At 63.5% G+C, this 16,161-nt stretch carries 16 protein-coding genes; 15 read left to right on the top strand and 1 reads right to left on the bottom strand.

Annotated elements, in window-relative coordinates:
• Positions 1-70 precede the first annotated feature (70 nt).
• The 15 genes from NKI97_RS23680 to NKI97_RS23610 all read left to right on the top strand — a co-directional run bounded on the left by NKI97_RS23680 (position 71) and on the right by NKI97_RS23610 (position 15,299).
• Complete coding sequence (locus NKI97_RS23680; RefSeq protein WP_352448554.1) at positions 71-1,597, top strand: ABC transporter substrate-binding protein; 1,527 nt, start codon at positions 71-73, stop codon at positions 1,595-1,597.
• 64 nt (positions 1,598-1,661) lie between these two features.
• Positions 1,662-2,669: an ABC transporter permease gene (locus NKI97_RS23675; RefSeq protein WP_352448553.1), complete on the top strand. Its 1,008-nt coding sequence runs from the start codon at positions 1,662-1,664 to the stop codon at positions 2,667-2,669.
• The gene (locus NKI97_RS23670) at positions 2,662-3,510 is read left to right on the top strand and encodes an ABC transporter permease (protein ID WP_352681309.1); all 849 of its coding nucleotides are present in this window, start codon (positions 2,662-2,664) and stop codon (positions 3,508-3,510) included. Before NKI97_RS23675 ends, NKI97_RS23670 begins: the two co-directional genes overlap by 8 nt.
• Positions 3,507-4,397 (top strand): ABC transporter ATP-binding protein, encoded by an 891-nt coding sequence (locus NKI97_RS23665; protein WP_352836859.1) that lies wholly within the window; start codon positions 3,507-3,509, stop codon positions 4,395-4,397. The genes NKI97_RS23670 and NKI97_RS23665 overlap by 4 nt, the downstream gene beginning before the upstream one ends.
• Positions 4,390-5,220: an ATP-binding cassette domain-containing protein gene (locus NKI97_RS23660; RefSeq protein WP_352743138.1), complete on the top strand. Its 831-nt coding sequence runs from the start codon at positions 4,390-4,392 to the stop codon at positions 5,218-5,220. Before NKI97_RS23665 ends, NKI97_RS23660 begins: the two co-directional genes overlap by 8 nt.
• Positions 5,221-5,300: 80 nt before the next feature.
• Positions 5,301-5,900 carry a VOC family protein gene (locus NKI97_RS23655; protein ID WP_352743136.1) on the top strand — a complete coding sequence of 200 codons (600 nt, stop codon included), beginning with the start codon at positions 5,301-5,303 and terminating at the stop codon, positions 5,898-5,900.
• Between the two features lie 144 nt (positions 5,901-6,044).
• Positions 6,045-8,339: a bifunctional salicylyl-CoA 5-hydroxylase/oxidoreductase gene (locus NKI97_RS23650; protein ID WP_352836856.1), complete on the top strand. Its 2,295-nt coding sequence runs from the start codon at positions 6,045-6,047 to the stop codon at positions 8,337-8,339.
• On the top strand, positions 8,336-9,109 hold the full coding sequence (locus tag NKI97_RS23645) for an SDR family NAD(P)-dependent oxidoreductase (RefSeq protein WP_352743132.1): 774 nt from the start codon (positions 8,336-8,338) through the stop codon (positions 9,107-9,109). The genes NKI97_RS23650 and NKI97_RS23645 overlap by 4 nt, the downstream gene beginning before the upstream one ends.
• Entirely contained in the window at positions 9,103-9,573 is a 471-nt protein-coding gene (locus NKI97_RS23640) for a MarR family winged helix-turn-helix transcriptional regulator (RefSeq protein ID WP_023676834.1), read from the top strand. The genes NKI97_RS23645 and NKI97_RS23640 overlap by 7 nt, the downstream gene beginning before the upstream one ends.
• Entirely contained in the window at positions 9,570-10,382 is an 813-nt protein-coding gene (locus NKI97_RS23635) for an enoyl-CoA hydratase family protein (protein ID WP_352836854.1), read from the top strand. Before NKI97_RS23640 ends, NKI97_RS23635 begins: the two co-directional genes overlap by 4 nt.
• A 224-nt stretch (positions 10,383-10,606) precedes the next feature.
• Positions 10,607-11,755, top strand: a complete 1,149-nt coding sequence (locus NKI97_RS23630) for an acyl-CoA dehydrogenase family protein (protein WP_352836851.1) — start codon at positions 10,607-10,609, stop codon at positions 11,753-11,755.
• 74 nt (positions 11,756-11,829) lie between these two features.
• Complete coding sequence (locus NKI97_RS23625) at positions 11,830-12,225, top strand: RidA family protein (RefSeq protein ID WP_352721770.1); 396 nt, start codon at positions 11,830-11,832, stop codon at positions 12,223-12,225.
• A 177-nt stretch (positions 12,226-12,402) separates the two neighbouring features.
• Positions 12,403-13,194: an ABC transporter substrate-binding protein gene (locus NKI97_RS23620; protein ID WP_352836848.1), complete on the top strand. Its 792-nt coding sequence runs from the start codon at positions 12,403-12,405 to the stop codon at positions 13,192-13,194.
• Positions 13,195-13,302: 108 nt separating this feature from the next.
• A complete protein-coding gene (locus NKI97_RS23615) occupies positions 13,303-13,977 on the top strand; it encodes an amino acid ABC transporter permease (protein ID WP_292656040.1) in 675 nt (224 codons plus the stop codon).
• A 29-nt stretch (positions 13,978-14,006) separates the two neighbouring features.
• Positions 14,007-15,299, top strand: coding sequence for a cysteine desulfurase-like protein (locus NKI97_RS23610; protein WP_352836845.1), 1,293 nt, complete (start codon positions 14,007-14,009; stop codon positions 15,297-15,299).
• Here NKI97_RS23610 and NKI97_RS23605 read toward each other — a convergent pair.
• Positions 15,230-16,102 carry an NAD(P)H-dependent oxidoreductase gene (locus NKI97_RS23605; protein WP_352748888.1) on the bottom strand — a complete coding sequence of 291 codons (873 nt, stop codon included), beginning with the start codon at positions 16,100-16,102 and terminating at the stop codon, positions 15,230-15,232. The two genes, NKI97_RS23610 and NKI97_RS23605, sit on opposite strands and share 70 nt — an antisense overlap.
• Positions 16,103-16,161 lie beyond the last annotated feature (59 nt).

Here is a 16,161-nt window from a genome sequence, read left to right as displayed (position 1 = left end):
CGGTTGCCCAAGGAGCCTGAACCCACCGATTGACAACGACACCGCGCATAAAAGCAACAGGGGAACGACCATGACAATCAACAGACGAGAATTGCTCGGATATGGCGCGGCCGCACTTGGCGCCACGGCGCTCGGCCTGCCGCAAATCGCCAAGGCTGCCGGCGAACTGACCATCGCCTACAATGTCAATTTGCCGTCCTGGGACCCGACCACCGGGCCTTCGGCGGTCAACCCGACCATCCAGGGTCTGTACCAGTCGGTGTTCGACCAGTTCATCCCGCAGAAGCCCGATCTTTCTTTCGCGCCCGGCCTGCTCACCGAATGGGGCTGGAACGAGGGTCGCAGCAAGATCATGATGACGGTGCGCGAGGGCGTCACCTGGCATGACGGCTCGCCATTCACGGCCGAAGACGTGGTCTGGTCTCTGCAGCGGGCGGGCGATGAAAAGACCGGCAACCCGATCCAGTTCGTCTGGAAGAACGTCAACAACTTCAAGATCGACGGCAACAAGATCACCGGCGACGTCGTGCAATTCGACCCGGTGTATTTCAAGTGGATGTCGTTCCTGACCGGCTACATCATGCCGAAGACCTATTACGAAAAGGTCGGCGCCGAGGGTTTTGAGAAAGCCCCGATCGGCACCGGGCCCTATATGGTCGACAAATTCGAGCGCAACGCCTTCCTGCGGCTCAAGGCCAACCCGAACTACTGGGGCGGCAAGCCGGCCTTCGAAAACGTAACCATCAAGTTCGTCACCGATGCGGCGAGCCGCGTCGCCGAGATCGAGTCCGGTTCCTCGCAGGTGACGCTGGAAATCCCCTATGAGGAATATGACCGCCTGATCGCCAAGGATGGACTTGCCGGCTCGTGCAAGAACGTTTCCGACATCGGCATGATCTTCTTCAACGACATCGACGTGATGCTGGACAAGAACGTGCGCCAGGCAGCGGTGATGGCCGTCGACAAAAAGCTTTTGGTCGACCGGCTGCTGCGCGGTTACGGCCAGCCCATCGATACGCTGGAGACGCCGGAATACGCGGCCTACGATGCGTCGATCAAGGTGGAGCACAATCCGGACAAGGCCAAGGAACTGCTGGCCGCCTCCGGCTATTCGCCGGAAAAGCCGGTCAAGTTCACGATACAGACGACCAAGGGCTTCAAGCCCAAGGACTACGAGATGATCCAGGCGATCGTCGGCATGTGGCGCAAGGTCGGCATCGAGGCGACGATCGAGGTCTACGAGATCGCCAAGCACTACGAGCTGCGCGCCGCCGACAAGCTGGCGCCGGCGGCCTTCTACAATTGGGGCAACGCCATCGGCGACCCGACCACCTCGACCGGTTTTGCCATGTATGGCCCGAGCCCGCATTCGGTGTGGGACAGTCAGGATCTGATCGACATGATCAATCCACTATGGGGCGAGAAGGACGAGGCCAAGCGCATTGCCGGCTGGAAGGCCGTCGACAAATACATCGCCGAACAGGCCTATGTGCTGCCGCTGATCCAGTATGCGCAGCCGATCGTGCATGCCAAGGGCGTCAATGTCGTGCAGCATGTGTCGGGCGCACTTCTGCCGGCGCTGATGAGCCCGGCCTGAGACAGTCTTCGGCTTGTCGCGCGCCGTCCGGAATGACGGCGCGCATTTTCCGCCACGGGCGACCATGCTGCTGCAAAGATTCCTGATCCGTCTTCTGACGATGGCGATCACGCTGTTCGGCGTGGCCGTCGTCGTCTTCGTCGTCATCCGTGTCGCGCCAGGCGATCCGATCGCGATGATGCTGCCGCCCGGTGCAACCGATGCCGACATCGCGCGTCTGCGCGCGCTTTACGGGCTGGACAAGACCATCGTCCAGCAATTTTTCATCTGGCTGGCAGGTGTCGTCAGGGGCGATTTCGGCACTTCGATTTCGCTCCGGCAGGATGTTCTGGGCCTGGTCTTCAACCGCCTGCCGGCGACGCTGGAACTCGCGATCGTCGCGCTTGTGATGGCGCTGGCGATCGGCGGCACGACGGCGATCCTCGGCGCGCGCGAACGCGGCACCGCGGTCGAAGCTGGCATCGACATCGCCAGCGGTGCGGCGCTCTCGATTCCCGATTTCCTGTGGGGTTTGGTGCTGATCCTTTTGTTCGGCGTGCTGGTGCCGGTTTTCGACATTTCCGGCCGGGTGTCGCCGCAACTCGATCTGCCCTTCGTCACGCAATTCTATCTGTTCGAAAGCATCGTACGGCTGCGCTTCGACCTGACCAGGGACCTGCTGGCACACATGCTGATGCCGGCGATTGCGCTGGCGCTGCCACTGGCCGCGATCATCTCGCAGCTGCTGAAACAGTCGCTGAAGGAAGTGCTCGACCTCGACTACGTCGTGCTGGCGCGGGTAAAGGGCTTTTCGGAAACGCAGGTCATCCTGCGCGAGGCGCTGAAGAACGCGGCCCTGCCGACGCTGACGCTGGTCGGCGTGCAGTTCACCTTCCTCATCGGCGGCACGGTCATCGTCGAACGGCTGTTTTCCTATGAAGGTCTCGGCAACATGGCGATCGATGCCGTCATCAACCGCGACCTGCCGCTGATCCAGGGCATCGTGCTGGTCTTCGCGCTGCTGTTCGTGCTGATCAACCTTGCCGTCGACATGATGTACGCCCTGCTCAATCCGAGGCTGCGCCATGGATGAGGCCCGCATTTCGAGACATGGCTCGCGGGCACGCCTGTGGCTGGCCGGCGGCTGGCTGCTGATTGCGCTGCTGGCCGCGATTTTTGCGCCGTTGGTCGCGCCGCAGGACCCACTGGCGCAGGATTTGATGCTGGAGCGGCTGCCGCCGTTCTGGCTGAGCGGTGCTGAGCCCGGCTACTGGCTCGGCACCGACAGCCTCGGCCGCGATCTTCTGTCACGGCTGATCTTCGGTGCCCGCATCGCCTTCATCGTCGCCTTCGCGGCAGCCCTTGCCGCCTGCCTGGTCGGCTCGACGCTGGGGCTGATCGCCGGCTATTTCGGCGGCTGGGCCGACCGCATCATCTCGCGCATCGTCGATGTCTGGATGGCGTTTCCGCCGGTGCTGTTTGCCATCCTTTTGGTCGCAGTGCTCGGCACCGGCTTGAGCTCGGTTATCATTGCCATTGCCGTCATCGACTGGACGCGCTTCTGCCGGGTGATCCGCGCCGAGACGTTGGGCCAGTCGCGCATGGACTATGTCGAGAACGCCCGCATCGCCGGCTACGGCCGCATCGGCATCATGCTGCGCGAAGTGCTGCCCAATGTGGTGCCGTCGATCGTCGCGCTGCTGTCGCTGGAGATGGGCATTGCCGTCATCGTCGAGGCGATCCTGTCCTTCGTCAATCTGTCGATCTCGACCGACGACCCAACCTGGGGCGGCATCATCGCCGAGGGCCGCCTGTCGATCCATCAGGCCTGGTGGGTGCTGGTGTTCCCGCTGGTCACGCTGATCCTGACAGTGCTGTCGTTCAGCCAGTTCGGCGAAGGTCTCAGGGCACGTTTCGATCCGGTGCTGCGATGAACGCGCTGGCGAAACCCTGCCTTGACATACGCAGCCTTAGCGCGGTGCTGCCTAATGGCTTGCGCGTGCTGCGCTCGGTGTCGCTCGCCGTCGAGCCCGGCGAGGTGCGCGCGCTGGTCGGCGAGAGCGGCGCCGGCAAGACGATGATCGGCAAGGCGGTGCTTGGCGTGCTGCCCTCGAGCGTGCGCATCGTCGAAGGCGACATGCTGCTGGAGGGCGAGGACCTCGGCAAGCTTCAGCCAAAGGCAAGGCGCACGCTGATCGGCGCGCGCACCGCGCTGATCCCGCAAGACCCGCTGACCGCGCTCAACCCGTCACGCCGCATCGGCCCGCAGATGACCGACCGGCTGGTGCGCATCCTCGGCTGGAGCGGTGAGAAGGCCGATACACGCATTCGCCAATTGCTGGACGAGGTGCAGATCCGCGACCCCGAGCGTGTCCTCAAATGCTATCCGCACGAGCTGTCCGGCGGCATGCGCCAGCGCGTGCTGATCGCCGCGGCGTTTGCGGCCGAACCAAGGCTGATCGTCGCCGACGAGCCGACCACGGCGCTCGACGTGACCGTGCAGAAGCAGATCCTGCGGCTGATCGCGCAGCTGCAGCGCGAGCACGGCACGGCGATCCTGTTCGTCACCCATGATCTCGGCGTCGTCGCCAAGATCAGCCAGAAGGTCTCGGTGCTCTATGCCGGCAAGGTGGTCGAGGAGGCCGAAACGGCCGCTCTCTTCGCCGCTCCGCAGCACCCCTACACGCGAGCGCTGATGGCCGCGACGCCACGCTACACCGACCCCTTCGCTTCGCTGAAGCCGGTGGACGAGGCGGTGCTGGCCGGGCTTGCTTCGGAGATCGCCGCCGCCGATCAGGCCTGGAGGCGCCCGCATGGCTGAGCCGCTGTTTTCCGTGCGTGGGCTGAAGGTCGCGCTGCCCGACATGACGCGCAAGCCGCTGATCGGCCGCGCGCCCTTGGCCGAGATCCTGAAAGGGCTGGATTTCGACCTGCCAAAGGGATCGGTGACCGGCATCGTCGGCGAATCCGGCTCCGGCAAATCGACGCTTGGCCGCGCCTTAGTGCGGCTTCTTGAGCCGAGCGCCGGCAAGGTCATCTTCGACGGCCGCGACATCACACATCTGCCTGAGGCCGAGCTCCGGCCGCTGCGCCGCAATCTGCAGATGATCTTCCAGGATCCGATGTCGTCGCTCAACCCGCGCCGCACCATCTTCAGCATCATCGCAGCACCGCTCAAGCAGAACGGGCTTGGCGACAATCTCAAGGGGCGTGTCGCGGAGGCATTGCAGCGCGTCGGCCTGCCGCAAGGCTTCGCCAGCCGCTATCGTCATGAATTGTCGGGCGGCCAGCGCCAGCGCGTCGGCATTGCCCGCGCGCTGGCGCTGTCGCCGAAATTCGTGCTGGCCGACGAAATCGTCTCAGGCCTCGACGTGTCGACGCAGGCACAGATCCTGACGCTGCTGGAAAAACTCGCCGCCGAAATGGGCCTGACCGTTGCCTTCATCAGCCATGACCTGTCGGTGATCCGGCGGCTCTGCCGGCAAGTGATCGTCATGCGCGAAGGCGCGATCGTCGAAGCCAGTGCGACCGACGCTTTGTTCGAGCAGCCGCAGCAGGGCTACACGCGCGATCTGCTCGCCGCCATTCCGCTGCCCGAGATCGATGATGCCTGGCTACTTCCCGCCGCAAAGGCGCCGGCATGAAACACAATCCTATTCGCACGCTAAAGAGCGGGCCTCGGGCGTGCACCCGGCAAAATGTCCCGCGATTGAGGATGACTGACATGAAGAATGCAATCCGCTACGCAGTGCTCACCGCCACCGTGCTGGGAGGCATCGGCACGGCTTACGCCAGTTCCATTCCCGGCATGCGTGGCCACGACCACACCGGCGTCACCGTCCCCGACATGGAGCAGGCGGTCGATTTCTTCACCGAGGTGGTTGGCTGCAAGAAGGCGATGTCGTTCGGCCCGTTCGCCGACGACAAGGGCACATTCATGCAGGATCTGCTGGGCGTCGATCCCAAGGCGGTGATTGAGGAGATCACCCTGGTCCGCTGCGGACACGGGTCGAACATCGAGTTGTTCAAATACACCGCGCCGGACCAGAAGGACCTGAGGCCTCGCAACAGCGACATAGGCGGCTTCCATATCGCCTTCTATGTCGACGACATCGCCGCCGCAAAAGCCTATCTTGACGGCAAGGGCGTCAAGACGCGGATGGGACCGCTGCCGGTTACCGAAGGCCCGGCCGCCGGCCAGACCATCCTCTACTTCCAGGCGCCCTGGGGCTTGCAGTTGGAAGCGATCAGCTATCCCAATGGCATGGCCTATGAAAAAGATGCGGAGACGGTGCTGTGGAGCCCGAAGAACCCGGAAAAATAGCCCCGGGGCGTCCCTGGCCTGCGCAAGCCGACTGCCGGCAAGCTGGATTTCTGGGGCGGATTGTTTCAATCCTGAAACTTCAAGCTTGAATTAATCCGTCTCAGGCGTAAACTCGACAAACAGAAGCGAAGAGGAGATCGCACGATGAAAGTTGCGGTTCTCGGCGGCGGACCAGCCGGGCTCTACTTTGCAATCTCGCTGAAGCTCAGGGATGCCGCGCATGAGGTCACGGTGTTCGAGCGCAACCGTGCCGATGATACGTTTGGCTGGGGCGTCGTGCTGTCGGCCGAAACGCTGGAGAACCTGACCAAAAACGACCCGGTCAGCGCCGTCTGGATCCGCAAGCATTTCGCCTATTGGGACGATATCGCCGTCATCCATGACGGCGTGCGCACGGTCTCGACCGGTCACGGCTTTTGCGGCATTGGCCGCAAGCGGCTGCTCACGTTGCTGCAGCGGCGGGCGCGCGAACTCGGCGTCAAGCTGGTCTTCGAAACCGACATCGCCGATCCCAAGCCATATATGGAGACGCACGACCTGGTTGTCGCCGCCGACGGGTTGAACTCGAAAGCGCGGAGCGCCTTCGTCGACGTGTTCAAGCCCGATATCGACATTCGTAGATGCAAGTTCGTCTGGCTCGGCACCCACCAGAAATTCGACGACGCCTTCACCTTCATCTTCGAAAAGACCGAGCATGGCTGGGTGTGGGCGCATGCCTACCAGTTCGACAGCGATACCGCGACCTTCATCGTCGAATGCAGCGAGCAGACCTGGCAGCGCTTCGGCTTCGGCGCGATGTCGCAGCAGGAATCGATTGCCGTCTGCGAGCGCATCTTTGCCCGCCATCTCGGCGGCCACGCGCTGATGACCAACGCCAATCATATCCGCGGCTCGGCGTGGATCAATTTCCCGCGCGTCTTGTGCGAACGCTGGTCCTACAAGAACCTGGCGCTGATGGGCGACGCGGCGGCGAGCGCGCATTTCTCGATCGGTTCCGGCACCAAGCTGGCGCTGGAAAGCGCGGTGGCGCTGGCCGACTATGTCGAGTCCGAGCCAGACCTCGAGGCCGCCTTTAGCAAATACGAGGACGCCCGCCGCACCGAAGTGCTGAAGCTGCAGTCGGCGGCGCGCAATTCGCTCGAATGGTTCGAGGAGGTCGAGCGCTATCTCGGCCTCGATCCGGTGCAGTTCAACTATTCGCTGCTGACGCGTTCGCAACGCATCAGTCACGAGAATTTGCGGCTGCGCGATGCCGAATGGCTGGCCGGCGCCGAGGAGTGGTTCCAGCGCCAGGCCGGCGCCGGGGGCAACAATCTGCGTCGCGCGCCGATGTTCGCGCCGTTCCGGCTGCGCGGCATGGCGCTGCAGAACCGCGTCGTCGTCTCGCCGATGGCGCAGTACAAAGCGGTCGACGGCTGTCCGACCGATTGGCATTTCGCCCATTACGCCGAACGGGCCAAGGGCGGCGCCGGTCTCCTCTACATCGAGATGACGTGCGTCAGCGCGGAGGGCCGCATCACGCCTGGCTGCCCTGGTTTCTATGCGCCCGAGCATGAGGTCGCCTGGAAGCGGCTGGTCGAGTTCGTCCATGCCGAAACCGAGGCCAAGATCTGCGCCCAGATCGGCCATTCCGGTGCCAAGGGGTCGACCAGGCTCGGCTGGCAGGGAACCGACGTGCCGCTGCCCTCAGGCAATTGGCCCGTCATGGCAGCGTCTTCCGTGCCGTGGTCGCGGGAAAACCAGGTGCCGAAGGCGATGGACCGCGCCGACATGGATATGGTGCGCGACCAGTTTGTCGCTTCGGCCGAGATGGCGGCGCGCTGCGGCTTCGACATGCTCGAAATCCACGCCGCGCACGGCTATCTCCTGTCCTCCTTCATCACGCCCTTGACCAACCGGCGCACCGACTCCTATGGCGGCTCGCTGGAAAACCGCATGCGCTACCCCTTGGAAATCTTTCATGCGGTGCGCGCCGCGTGGCCGGCCGAGAAGCCGATCTCGATGCGCATCTCCGCCAATGACTGGCTGGGCATCGAAGGCGTGACGCCGGCCGATGCCGTAGAGATCGCGCGGCTGCTGCATGAGGCCGGCGTAGACATCTGCGACGTATCGGCCGGCCAGACTTCGGCCGTGGCAACACCGGTCTATGGCCGCATGTTCCAGACGCCGTTTTCCGATCGCATCCGCAACGAGGTCGGCATGGCGACGATGGCGGTCGGCAATATCTATGAGCCGGACCACGTCAACTCGATCCTGATGGCGGGCCGCGCCGATCTCGTCGCACTGGCTAGGCCGCATCTTGCCGATCCGTATTGGACGCTGCACGCGGCCGTAACGCTTGGCGATCGCGGCGTCAAATGGCCGGATCCCTATCTGCCCGGCCGCGACCAGCTCTACCGGCTGGCCGAACGCGAAGCGGCAGCGGGGTTGAAAGTATGAGTGCCGCGGCGACGATTTCGGGGCGTCATGCGCTGGTCACCGGCGGCGGCTCCGGCGTCGGCCGCGCGATCGCGCTGGCGCTGGCCGGCGGGGGCATTGACGTGACCATCTGCGGCCGGCGCGTGGAGCCGCTTGCCGAGGTCGCCGCGGAGAACAAGTCCATCTTCGCCATTGCCGCCGACGTCACCGACGAGACGTCGATGGCGTCGCTCTACGAGGCAGCGGAAGCGGCACGCGGAGCGTTCGACATCGTCGTTGCCAATGCCGGCATGTCCGGCAGTGCCCCGGCGCAGCGGACCTCGCTGGCAGACTGGCAGCGCACGCTCGACGTCAACTTGACCGGTGCGTTCCTGACGGTGAAGCCGGCGTTGGCCGGCATGGCAGTGCGCAAGACTGGCCGTATCATCTTCGTCGCTTCCACCGCCGGACTGAAAGGTTATCCCTATGTCGCAGCTTACGTTGCCGCCAAGCATGGCGTCGTCGGCCTGATGCGGGCACTCGCCGTCGAGACCGCCAAGTCCGGCATAACAGTGAATGCCGTGTGCCCAGGGTTTGTCGAAACCGAGATGCTGGAGAGCACCGTCCAGCGCATCGTCCAAACGACCGGCCGCTCGTCCGAGCAGGCACGGACAAGCCTAGCCGCGACCAACCCGCAAGGCCGCTTCATCCAGCCGGAAGAAATTGCGGCCGCGGTACTTTATCTGTGTGGCGACGCCGCCCGGTCGATTACCGGGCAGACGATTTCGATCTCCGGAGGTGAGACATGGTAGCCGGTCCCCTGCCCGCCCCGTCCGGACCCGGCAAGGACCGCCTGCGGCTGTGGATACGCCTGCTGCGCGCCTCGCGCACCATCGAGGCCGAGCTGCGCGAACGACTGCGGCAAGAGTTCAACACAACGCTGCCACGCTTCGACGTGATGGCCGCGCTCTACCGCGCGCCGGAGGGCATGCTGATGAGCGATCTTTCGCGCTTCCTGCTGGTGTCCAACGGCAATGTCACCGGCATCATCGACCGGCTGGTCTCGGAAGGGTTGGTGATGCGGGCCCGACGCAATGGCGACCGCCGCACCTCGATGGTGCGGCTGACGGAAGAGGGATCGAAGATTTTCGCCGTGATCGCCGCCGCGCATGAAAAATGGGTCGGCGAGTTGCTGGGCAATGTGAGCGAGGATGAGGCGCGCCGGCTGACCGGCATGCTGACCTCCTTCCGCAGCAATTGGGAGGGACGGGAATGACGAAGCTGGCCGGCCGCAAGCCGAAGCATTTCCTCTGGCAGGTCGAAGGCAAGATCGCAAAGATCCGGCTCGATCGACCGGAGCGCAAGAACCCGCTGACCTTCGACAGCTATGCCGAATTGCGCGACATATTTCGCGACCTTGTCTACGCCGATGATGTCGATGCTGTGGTGTTCCTGCCCAATGGCGGCAATTTCTGCTCGGGCGGCGATGTCCACGAAATCATCGGCCCACTGGTCAAGATGGACATGATGGCGCTGCTCGCCTTCACCCGCATGACGGGCGATTTCGTCAAGGCGATGCTGAATTGCGGCAGGCCGATTATTGCGGCGGTCGATGGCGTGGCGGTCGGCGCCGGCGCGATTATCGCCATGGCCTCCGATATCCGCATCGCCACGCCCCAGGCCAAGACAGCATTCCTGTTCACCCGCGTCGGCCTTGCCGGCTGCGACATGGGCGCCTGCGCGATCCTGCCGCGCATCATTGGCCAGGGCCGCGCCGCCGAGCTGCTCTATACCGGCCGCACGATGAGTGCCGAGGAAGGCGAGCGCTGGGGCTTCTACAACCGGCTGGTCGATACCGCAACGCTTGAGGCCGACGCGCTCGACATGGCCGCGCGCATCGTTTCCGGCCCGACCTTCGCCCATGGCATGACCAAGACGCAGCTGAACCAGGAATGGTCGATGGGTCTCGACCAGGCGATCGAAGCGGAAGCACAGGCGCAGGCGATCTGCATGCAGACCCGCGATTTCGAGCGGGCGTACACGGCTTTCGTGGCTAAGGAGAAGCCGGTGTTCGAGGGAAATTGAGATGATCGCTTCCACGCTGGCGGGACAGCACCCCCCTCTGGCCTGCCGGCCATCTCCCCCTCAAGGGGGGAGATTGGATATCAGGCCCGCTTTCGCCAATCTCCAACATCGCAGGGAGAGCCGTGGCAGCGAAGCCGCCAATCGCCCCCCTAGAGGGGGAGATGTCCAGCAGGACAGAGGGGGGCGCCGTGGAGCGCCAGGGCCGGAGAATTGTGGAGGCAGCAATGCCTGACCGTTCCTTCCTCTCCTGGCCGTTCTTCGAGGATCGCCACCGCGATCTGGCGGAGCGGCTGGAGGCATGGTGCGCCAAGAACCTGCCGGTCGCGCATGACGATGTCGACGCCGCCTGCCGCGAGCTGGTGGCCAAGCTCGGCCGGGACGGCTGGCTGAAGCCGACGGCGCTCGACACCGAAAACCCCTCGCCGCTCGACGTGCGCACCCTGTGCCTCACGCGCGAGACGCTGGCGCGACACGACGGGCTCGCCGACTTCGCCTTTGCCATGCAAGGGCTCGGCACCGGCGCGCTAAGCCTGTTCGGCACGCCAGATCAGCAACGCTGGCTAGCGAAGACGCGGGCCGGCGAGGCAATCTCCGCCTTTGCGCTGTCGGAGCCGCGCTCGGGATCGGATGTCGCCAACATGGAGATGACGGCTTCCCGTGACGGCGACGGCTACCTGCTTTCCGGCGAAAAGACCTGGATCTCCAACGGCGGTATCGCTGACTTTTATGCTGTCTTTGCCCGCACCGGCGAAGCGCCCGGCGCCAAGGGGCTTTCCGCCTTTGTCGTGCCTTCCGAAACCGAGGGGCTGATCGTTGCCGAGCGGCTGGAGGTGATCGCGCCGCACCCGCTCGCCCGGCTGTCTTTCGACAATGCACGCATTCCAGCCTCGGCGCTGATCGGCAAACCCGGTGACGGTTTTCGCATCGCCATGTCCGTGCTCGACGTGTTCCGTTCGACCGTCGGCGCAGCGGCGCTCGGCTTTGCCCGGCGCGCGCTGGACGAAAGCATCACAAGAGTGGCCGAGCGCAGGCTGTTCGGTGCGCCGATGGCCGAGCTGCAGATGGTGCAGGGCCACATCGCCGACATGGCGCTTGATGTCGATGCCGCCGCGTTGCTGGTCTATCGTGCCGCCTGGACCAAGGACATGGGCGCGGCTCGGGTTACCCGCGAAGCCGCCATGGCCAAGCTGTTCGCTACCGACAAAGGGCAAGAGGTGATCGACAAGGCTGTGCAGCTGCATGGCGGCGACGGCGTCCGCAAGGGCCATATCATCGAAAGCCTGTATCGTGAGATCCGGGCGCTGCGCATCTACGAGGGAGCGTCCGACGTGCAGAAGGTGGTGATTGCACGGCAGGTGATGGGGGCGGCCTGAGAACGGAGTTGTGTGGAAGAATTGATTGTCTTTGAGTTTTAAGCGACCGGATTTGAGCATTGGGAGGTTTTGACATGCACACCATCCTGCAGCCGGAAGGCTGGGCGAAACCCGTCGGCTACGCCAATGGCGTCGCCGCGCGTGGACAGCTTGTCTTCGTCGGCGGGCAGGTCGGCTGGAACGGACAGGGCCGCTTCGAGACCGATGATCTTGTCGGCCAGGTGCGGCAGACGCTGGCCAATATTGTCGCCGTGCTCGCCGAGGCCGGCGCCACGCCTGAGCATATCACCTCGATGACCTGGTACTTTACCGACAAGGCGGAATATCTGGCCAATCTCAGGGGGATCGGCGAGGTCTATCGCGAGGTGATCGGCCGGCATTTTCCGGCGATGGCCGCTATGCAGGTGATGGCGCTGGTCGAGGATCGCGCCAAGGTGGAGATCCAGGCCACGGCGGTTATTCCCGAATGACGGCAACACGCGGCAATTTTTTAAGCTTAAACTTTCGCCTTGAAAAGCGCGGTACTTTGGATAGCATCCGATGTCTTGCGACTGCCGTGCCGGGAGGGCTTTCCGGCAGTCCCGTCACTTGACGCATCAAAACCGTACGGGACCAAACCCGTCCGATCACAACCAGAGGGAACGAAAATGAACTTCACCCGTCGCAACCTGCTTCTTGTTGCTGCCGCCATCGGCATCGCCGGCGGCCCGGCCTACGCCGAAGGCACGCTGAATGTCGGCGCCTATCCGACCAATCCGCCTTTTGAATACAAGAACGAGAGCGGCACGTTCGAGGGTTTCGAAGTCGACATCATCAATGAGGCGGCAAAGCGTATCGGCATGACCACTGATATCGCCGATCTCGGTTTCCAGGCGCTGTTCGCCGCCACCACCTCGAAGCGCATCGACGTCGCCATCTCGTCGATCACCATCACGCCGGAGCGGCTGAAGTCTCAGTCGTTCACGCAGCCCTACTATGATTCCGACATGGGCATCGCCGCGAAGGCCGACAGCCCAATCAAAGCCGAGGCCGACCTCAAGGGCAAGATCGTCGGCGTGCTGTCCGGCTCGACCGGCGAAGCCTGGGTCAAGGCCCACCAGGAAGCGGGCGGGTTCAGTGACGTCAAAGGCTACGACACGCAGCAGAATTTGCTGCTCGATCTCAGCTCCGGCCGCGTCGATGCGGCGGTCAGCGATATTCCGGGCCTGGAATATTCTTTCACCAGGATGAAGGATCTCGCCGTAAAAGAGCGCATCAAGACCGGCGAGCAGTATGGTCTCATGATGACAAAGGACCACCCGCTGCTCGGCAAGCTGAACGACGCGCTGACCGCGATGAAGAAGGACGGCACGCTGGCCGCGATCCACAAGAAGTGGTTCGGCAGCGACGCACCGGCCGATTCCTCGACCGTCAAGGAAATGCCTATGCCGAAGGCCTGAGCGGCAGTTCGCGCTTAAATGTCGTGCCGGCTTTCGTGCCGGCACGATTTCGGATTTCGGGCTCGGGCTCGAGCGTCGCGGGACGCCAAACGTTTCGGAAATGCTGCGATGTCGCTGCTGGACACTTTCTTCAACGCCGACGTCATGGTCTCCAGCCTGCCGGCGCTACTGCGCGGTTTCCTGAACACGCTTCTGCTTGGAATCATGAGCATCGGCATCGGTATTCCCGTCGGCCTCGCGATCAGCCTGGTGCGGCTCTATGCGCCAAAGCCGCTTCGGCTGCTGGCGGTCGGCTACATCGACATTTTCCGGGCGATGCCGGTGCTGGTCGTGCTGATCCTGATCTACTATGCGCTGCCGTTCCTCGGCATTCGCCTATCATCGTGGACGTCCGCGGTGATGGCGTTCGCCATCATCATGGCGGCCTATTCGGCCGAGGTGTTCCGCTCCGGTATAGAGAGCATTCCGCGCGGCCAGTTCGAGGCGGCGCAGGCGCTCGGCCTGCCGTTCTTGCTGACCTTGCGCAAGGTAGTGCTGCCGCAGGCGATCCGCGTCGTCATTCCGCCAATGACCAGCAATTGCGTTTCGATGTTCAAGGATACTTCGCTCGCTTCCACCGTGGCGCTGCCCGAACTGCTGAAGGAAGCGACCAACGCGCAATCGCTCTATGCCAATCCTTCACCGCTGATCGGCGCGGCGCTGGTCTATCTCATCTTTCTCTGGCCGATGGTCCGTCTCGTCAGCCTCCTTGAACGCCGCTTTCAAACCGAAAAGACCCGCTAATCTGTCAGCGCACTTCGCAGGAGACGACCTTGAACCAGCATCAGATTTCGAAAACCGGCGATGCCGCGGCTTTCCCGGTCGAGACGATCCGCGCCATGTTTCCCGCCTTGCAGCAAGCCGGGGACTTCGTCTTCATGGACAATGCCGCCGGCGCGCAGATCCCGCAAAGCGTGCTCGATGCGGTCACCAACCATTTGGTCGCGCATAATGTGCAGCGCGGCGGCCGCTATGGCCGCAGCGTCACCGTCGACCAAGCCGTCGCCGGCGCTCGCGAAAGCGTGGCCTTGCTGATCAACGCCACCAACCCGGCGGAGATCTGCTTCGGCATGAACGCCACTTCGTTCATCCGCCTGGTCAGCCTCGGCATCGGCCAGATGCTTTCCGAGCGCCCAAACGGGGAGCGTGACGAGATCGTCATCACCGACATGGATCACGACGCCAATATCGCGACGTGGCTGGCGCTGGCGCCCGCCGGCGCCAAGTTCAAATGGTGGCGGATGCGCGACGACGGCAATCTGCATGTCGACGATTTGCGCCCGCTGGTCTCAGAGCGCACCCGGCTCGTCGCCTGCACGGTCACGGCGCATTCGATCGGCTCGATTGTCGACGTTGCTTCCGTGGCTGCGATTGCGCATGCGGCAGGCGCCGAAGTGTTGCTCGACTGCGTGCATTACGGGCCGCACGGGCTGATCGATGTGCAGGCCTGGGATTGCGACTATCTGGTCTGCTCCGGCTACAAGAATTTCTCGCCGCATATGGGCTTCCTGTGGGGCCGCTTCGAAACTCTGAAGCGCCTGCCGACCTTCCGCGAGGATTTCATCCCCGACGAGCCGCCCCACAAAATCGAAGCCGGCACGTTCATCTACGAGAACGTCTCCGGCATGGATGCCGCGGTGCGTTACCTCGAATCGATCGGCCGCAATTTCTTGTCCGAGAACAATCGGTCGCGCCGCGACAACATCGTCGCCGGCATGAATGCAATCCGCGACTACGAACAGGTGCTGGCGCGCGAAATGCTGGCGGTGCTCAAAGATTGCGGCGCGACGATCTACGGCGTGGCCGAAGAGGCACGCCTCAGCGAACGCGTGCCGACCTTCTGCTTCAATGTCGGCACGCTGTCGCCGCAGAGGATCGTCGAGGAAATGGCCGAGATGCAGATCGGCATTCGCGACGGCCACATGTATGCGCCGCGTCTGATGAAGCGGCTCAACCTCAGCATGGACAGCGGCGCCGTGCGCGCCTCGCTGGTGCATTACAATACGATCGAGGAGGTCCGGCGCTTCGGCGAGGCGCTGCGCATCATCATCGCCCGGCTGTCCTGATCGGACTGGGCGGCGACGCCGGCGCGATCCTCGTGAAGCGCAAAGGCGGTCGCACCCGGGTTCTCCAAGCCGGGGCGCAATTGCATGCTTGGGATCAAGTAATCGCCGCCATTCTGCTGCCGATAACGAATGGGCCGGATCGTCTCGAGCGTTCGCATCCTTTCGCGCAGTCGCTCCGCGACAGGCTCGAAATCCGCCTCTCCGAAACGGTCCACCCTGTAAACCACGAACGGCGGAAGCACGTCGTAGCCCGGATAGTATAGAATCCCGTGATTGATCGGGAACAGCAGGTCGTCGATCGGGCCGTTAACGCCGCGGGCGGAATAATGCTCCTCCCAGCCGCCGGTGGTCACGATCAGCATTGCGCGCTTGCCGGCGAGCGTTCCCTCACCAAAGCGGTCACCCCACCGCTTGTCGCTGTGCTCGCCAACGCCATAGGCGAAGCCGTAGGCGTACACGCGATCGACCCAGCCCTTGAGGATCGCCGGCATGGCGTACCACCACAGCGGGAACTGGAGGATCAGGGTGTCGGCCCATAGCAGCTTGTCGATCTCGGCTTTGACGTCATCGGTCAGAGTGTTGGTCGCAAAAGCCTTTTTGGAGGCGCCGGCCGGCAGGAAGCGTGCTTCGGGCGGCCACGACGGAAAGTCGGCACGGTCCACCTCGGCTTTCCAGCCGTCGGCATAGAGGTCCGACACCCGCACCTCGTGGCCTTGGGCCTCGAGTTCCCTGATGGCGACGTCACGCAGCGCGCCGTTGAGCGAACGCGGTTCAGGATGAGCAAAAACAAGCAGGACTTTCATGGGTCTACTCCGAAGAAGGACGATAGACACCAAAGGTAGCCAGCCGCGGAATGATCCAC

The sequence above is a fragment of the Mesorhizobium sp. M0296 genome, assembly GCF_040321675.1.
Classification (GTDB): Bacteria; Pseudomonadota; Alphaproteobacteria; order Rhizobiales; family Rhizobiaceae; genus Mesorhizobium.
The sequence above is the reverse complement of the archived record's forward strand: the minus strand, read 5'-3'. Positions and strand labels throughout refer to the sequence as shown.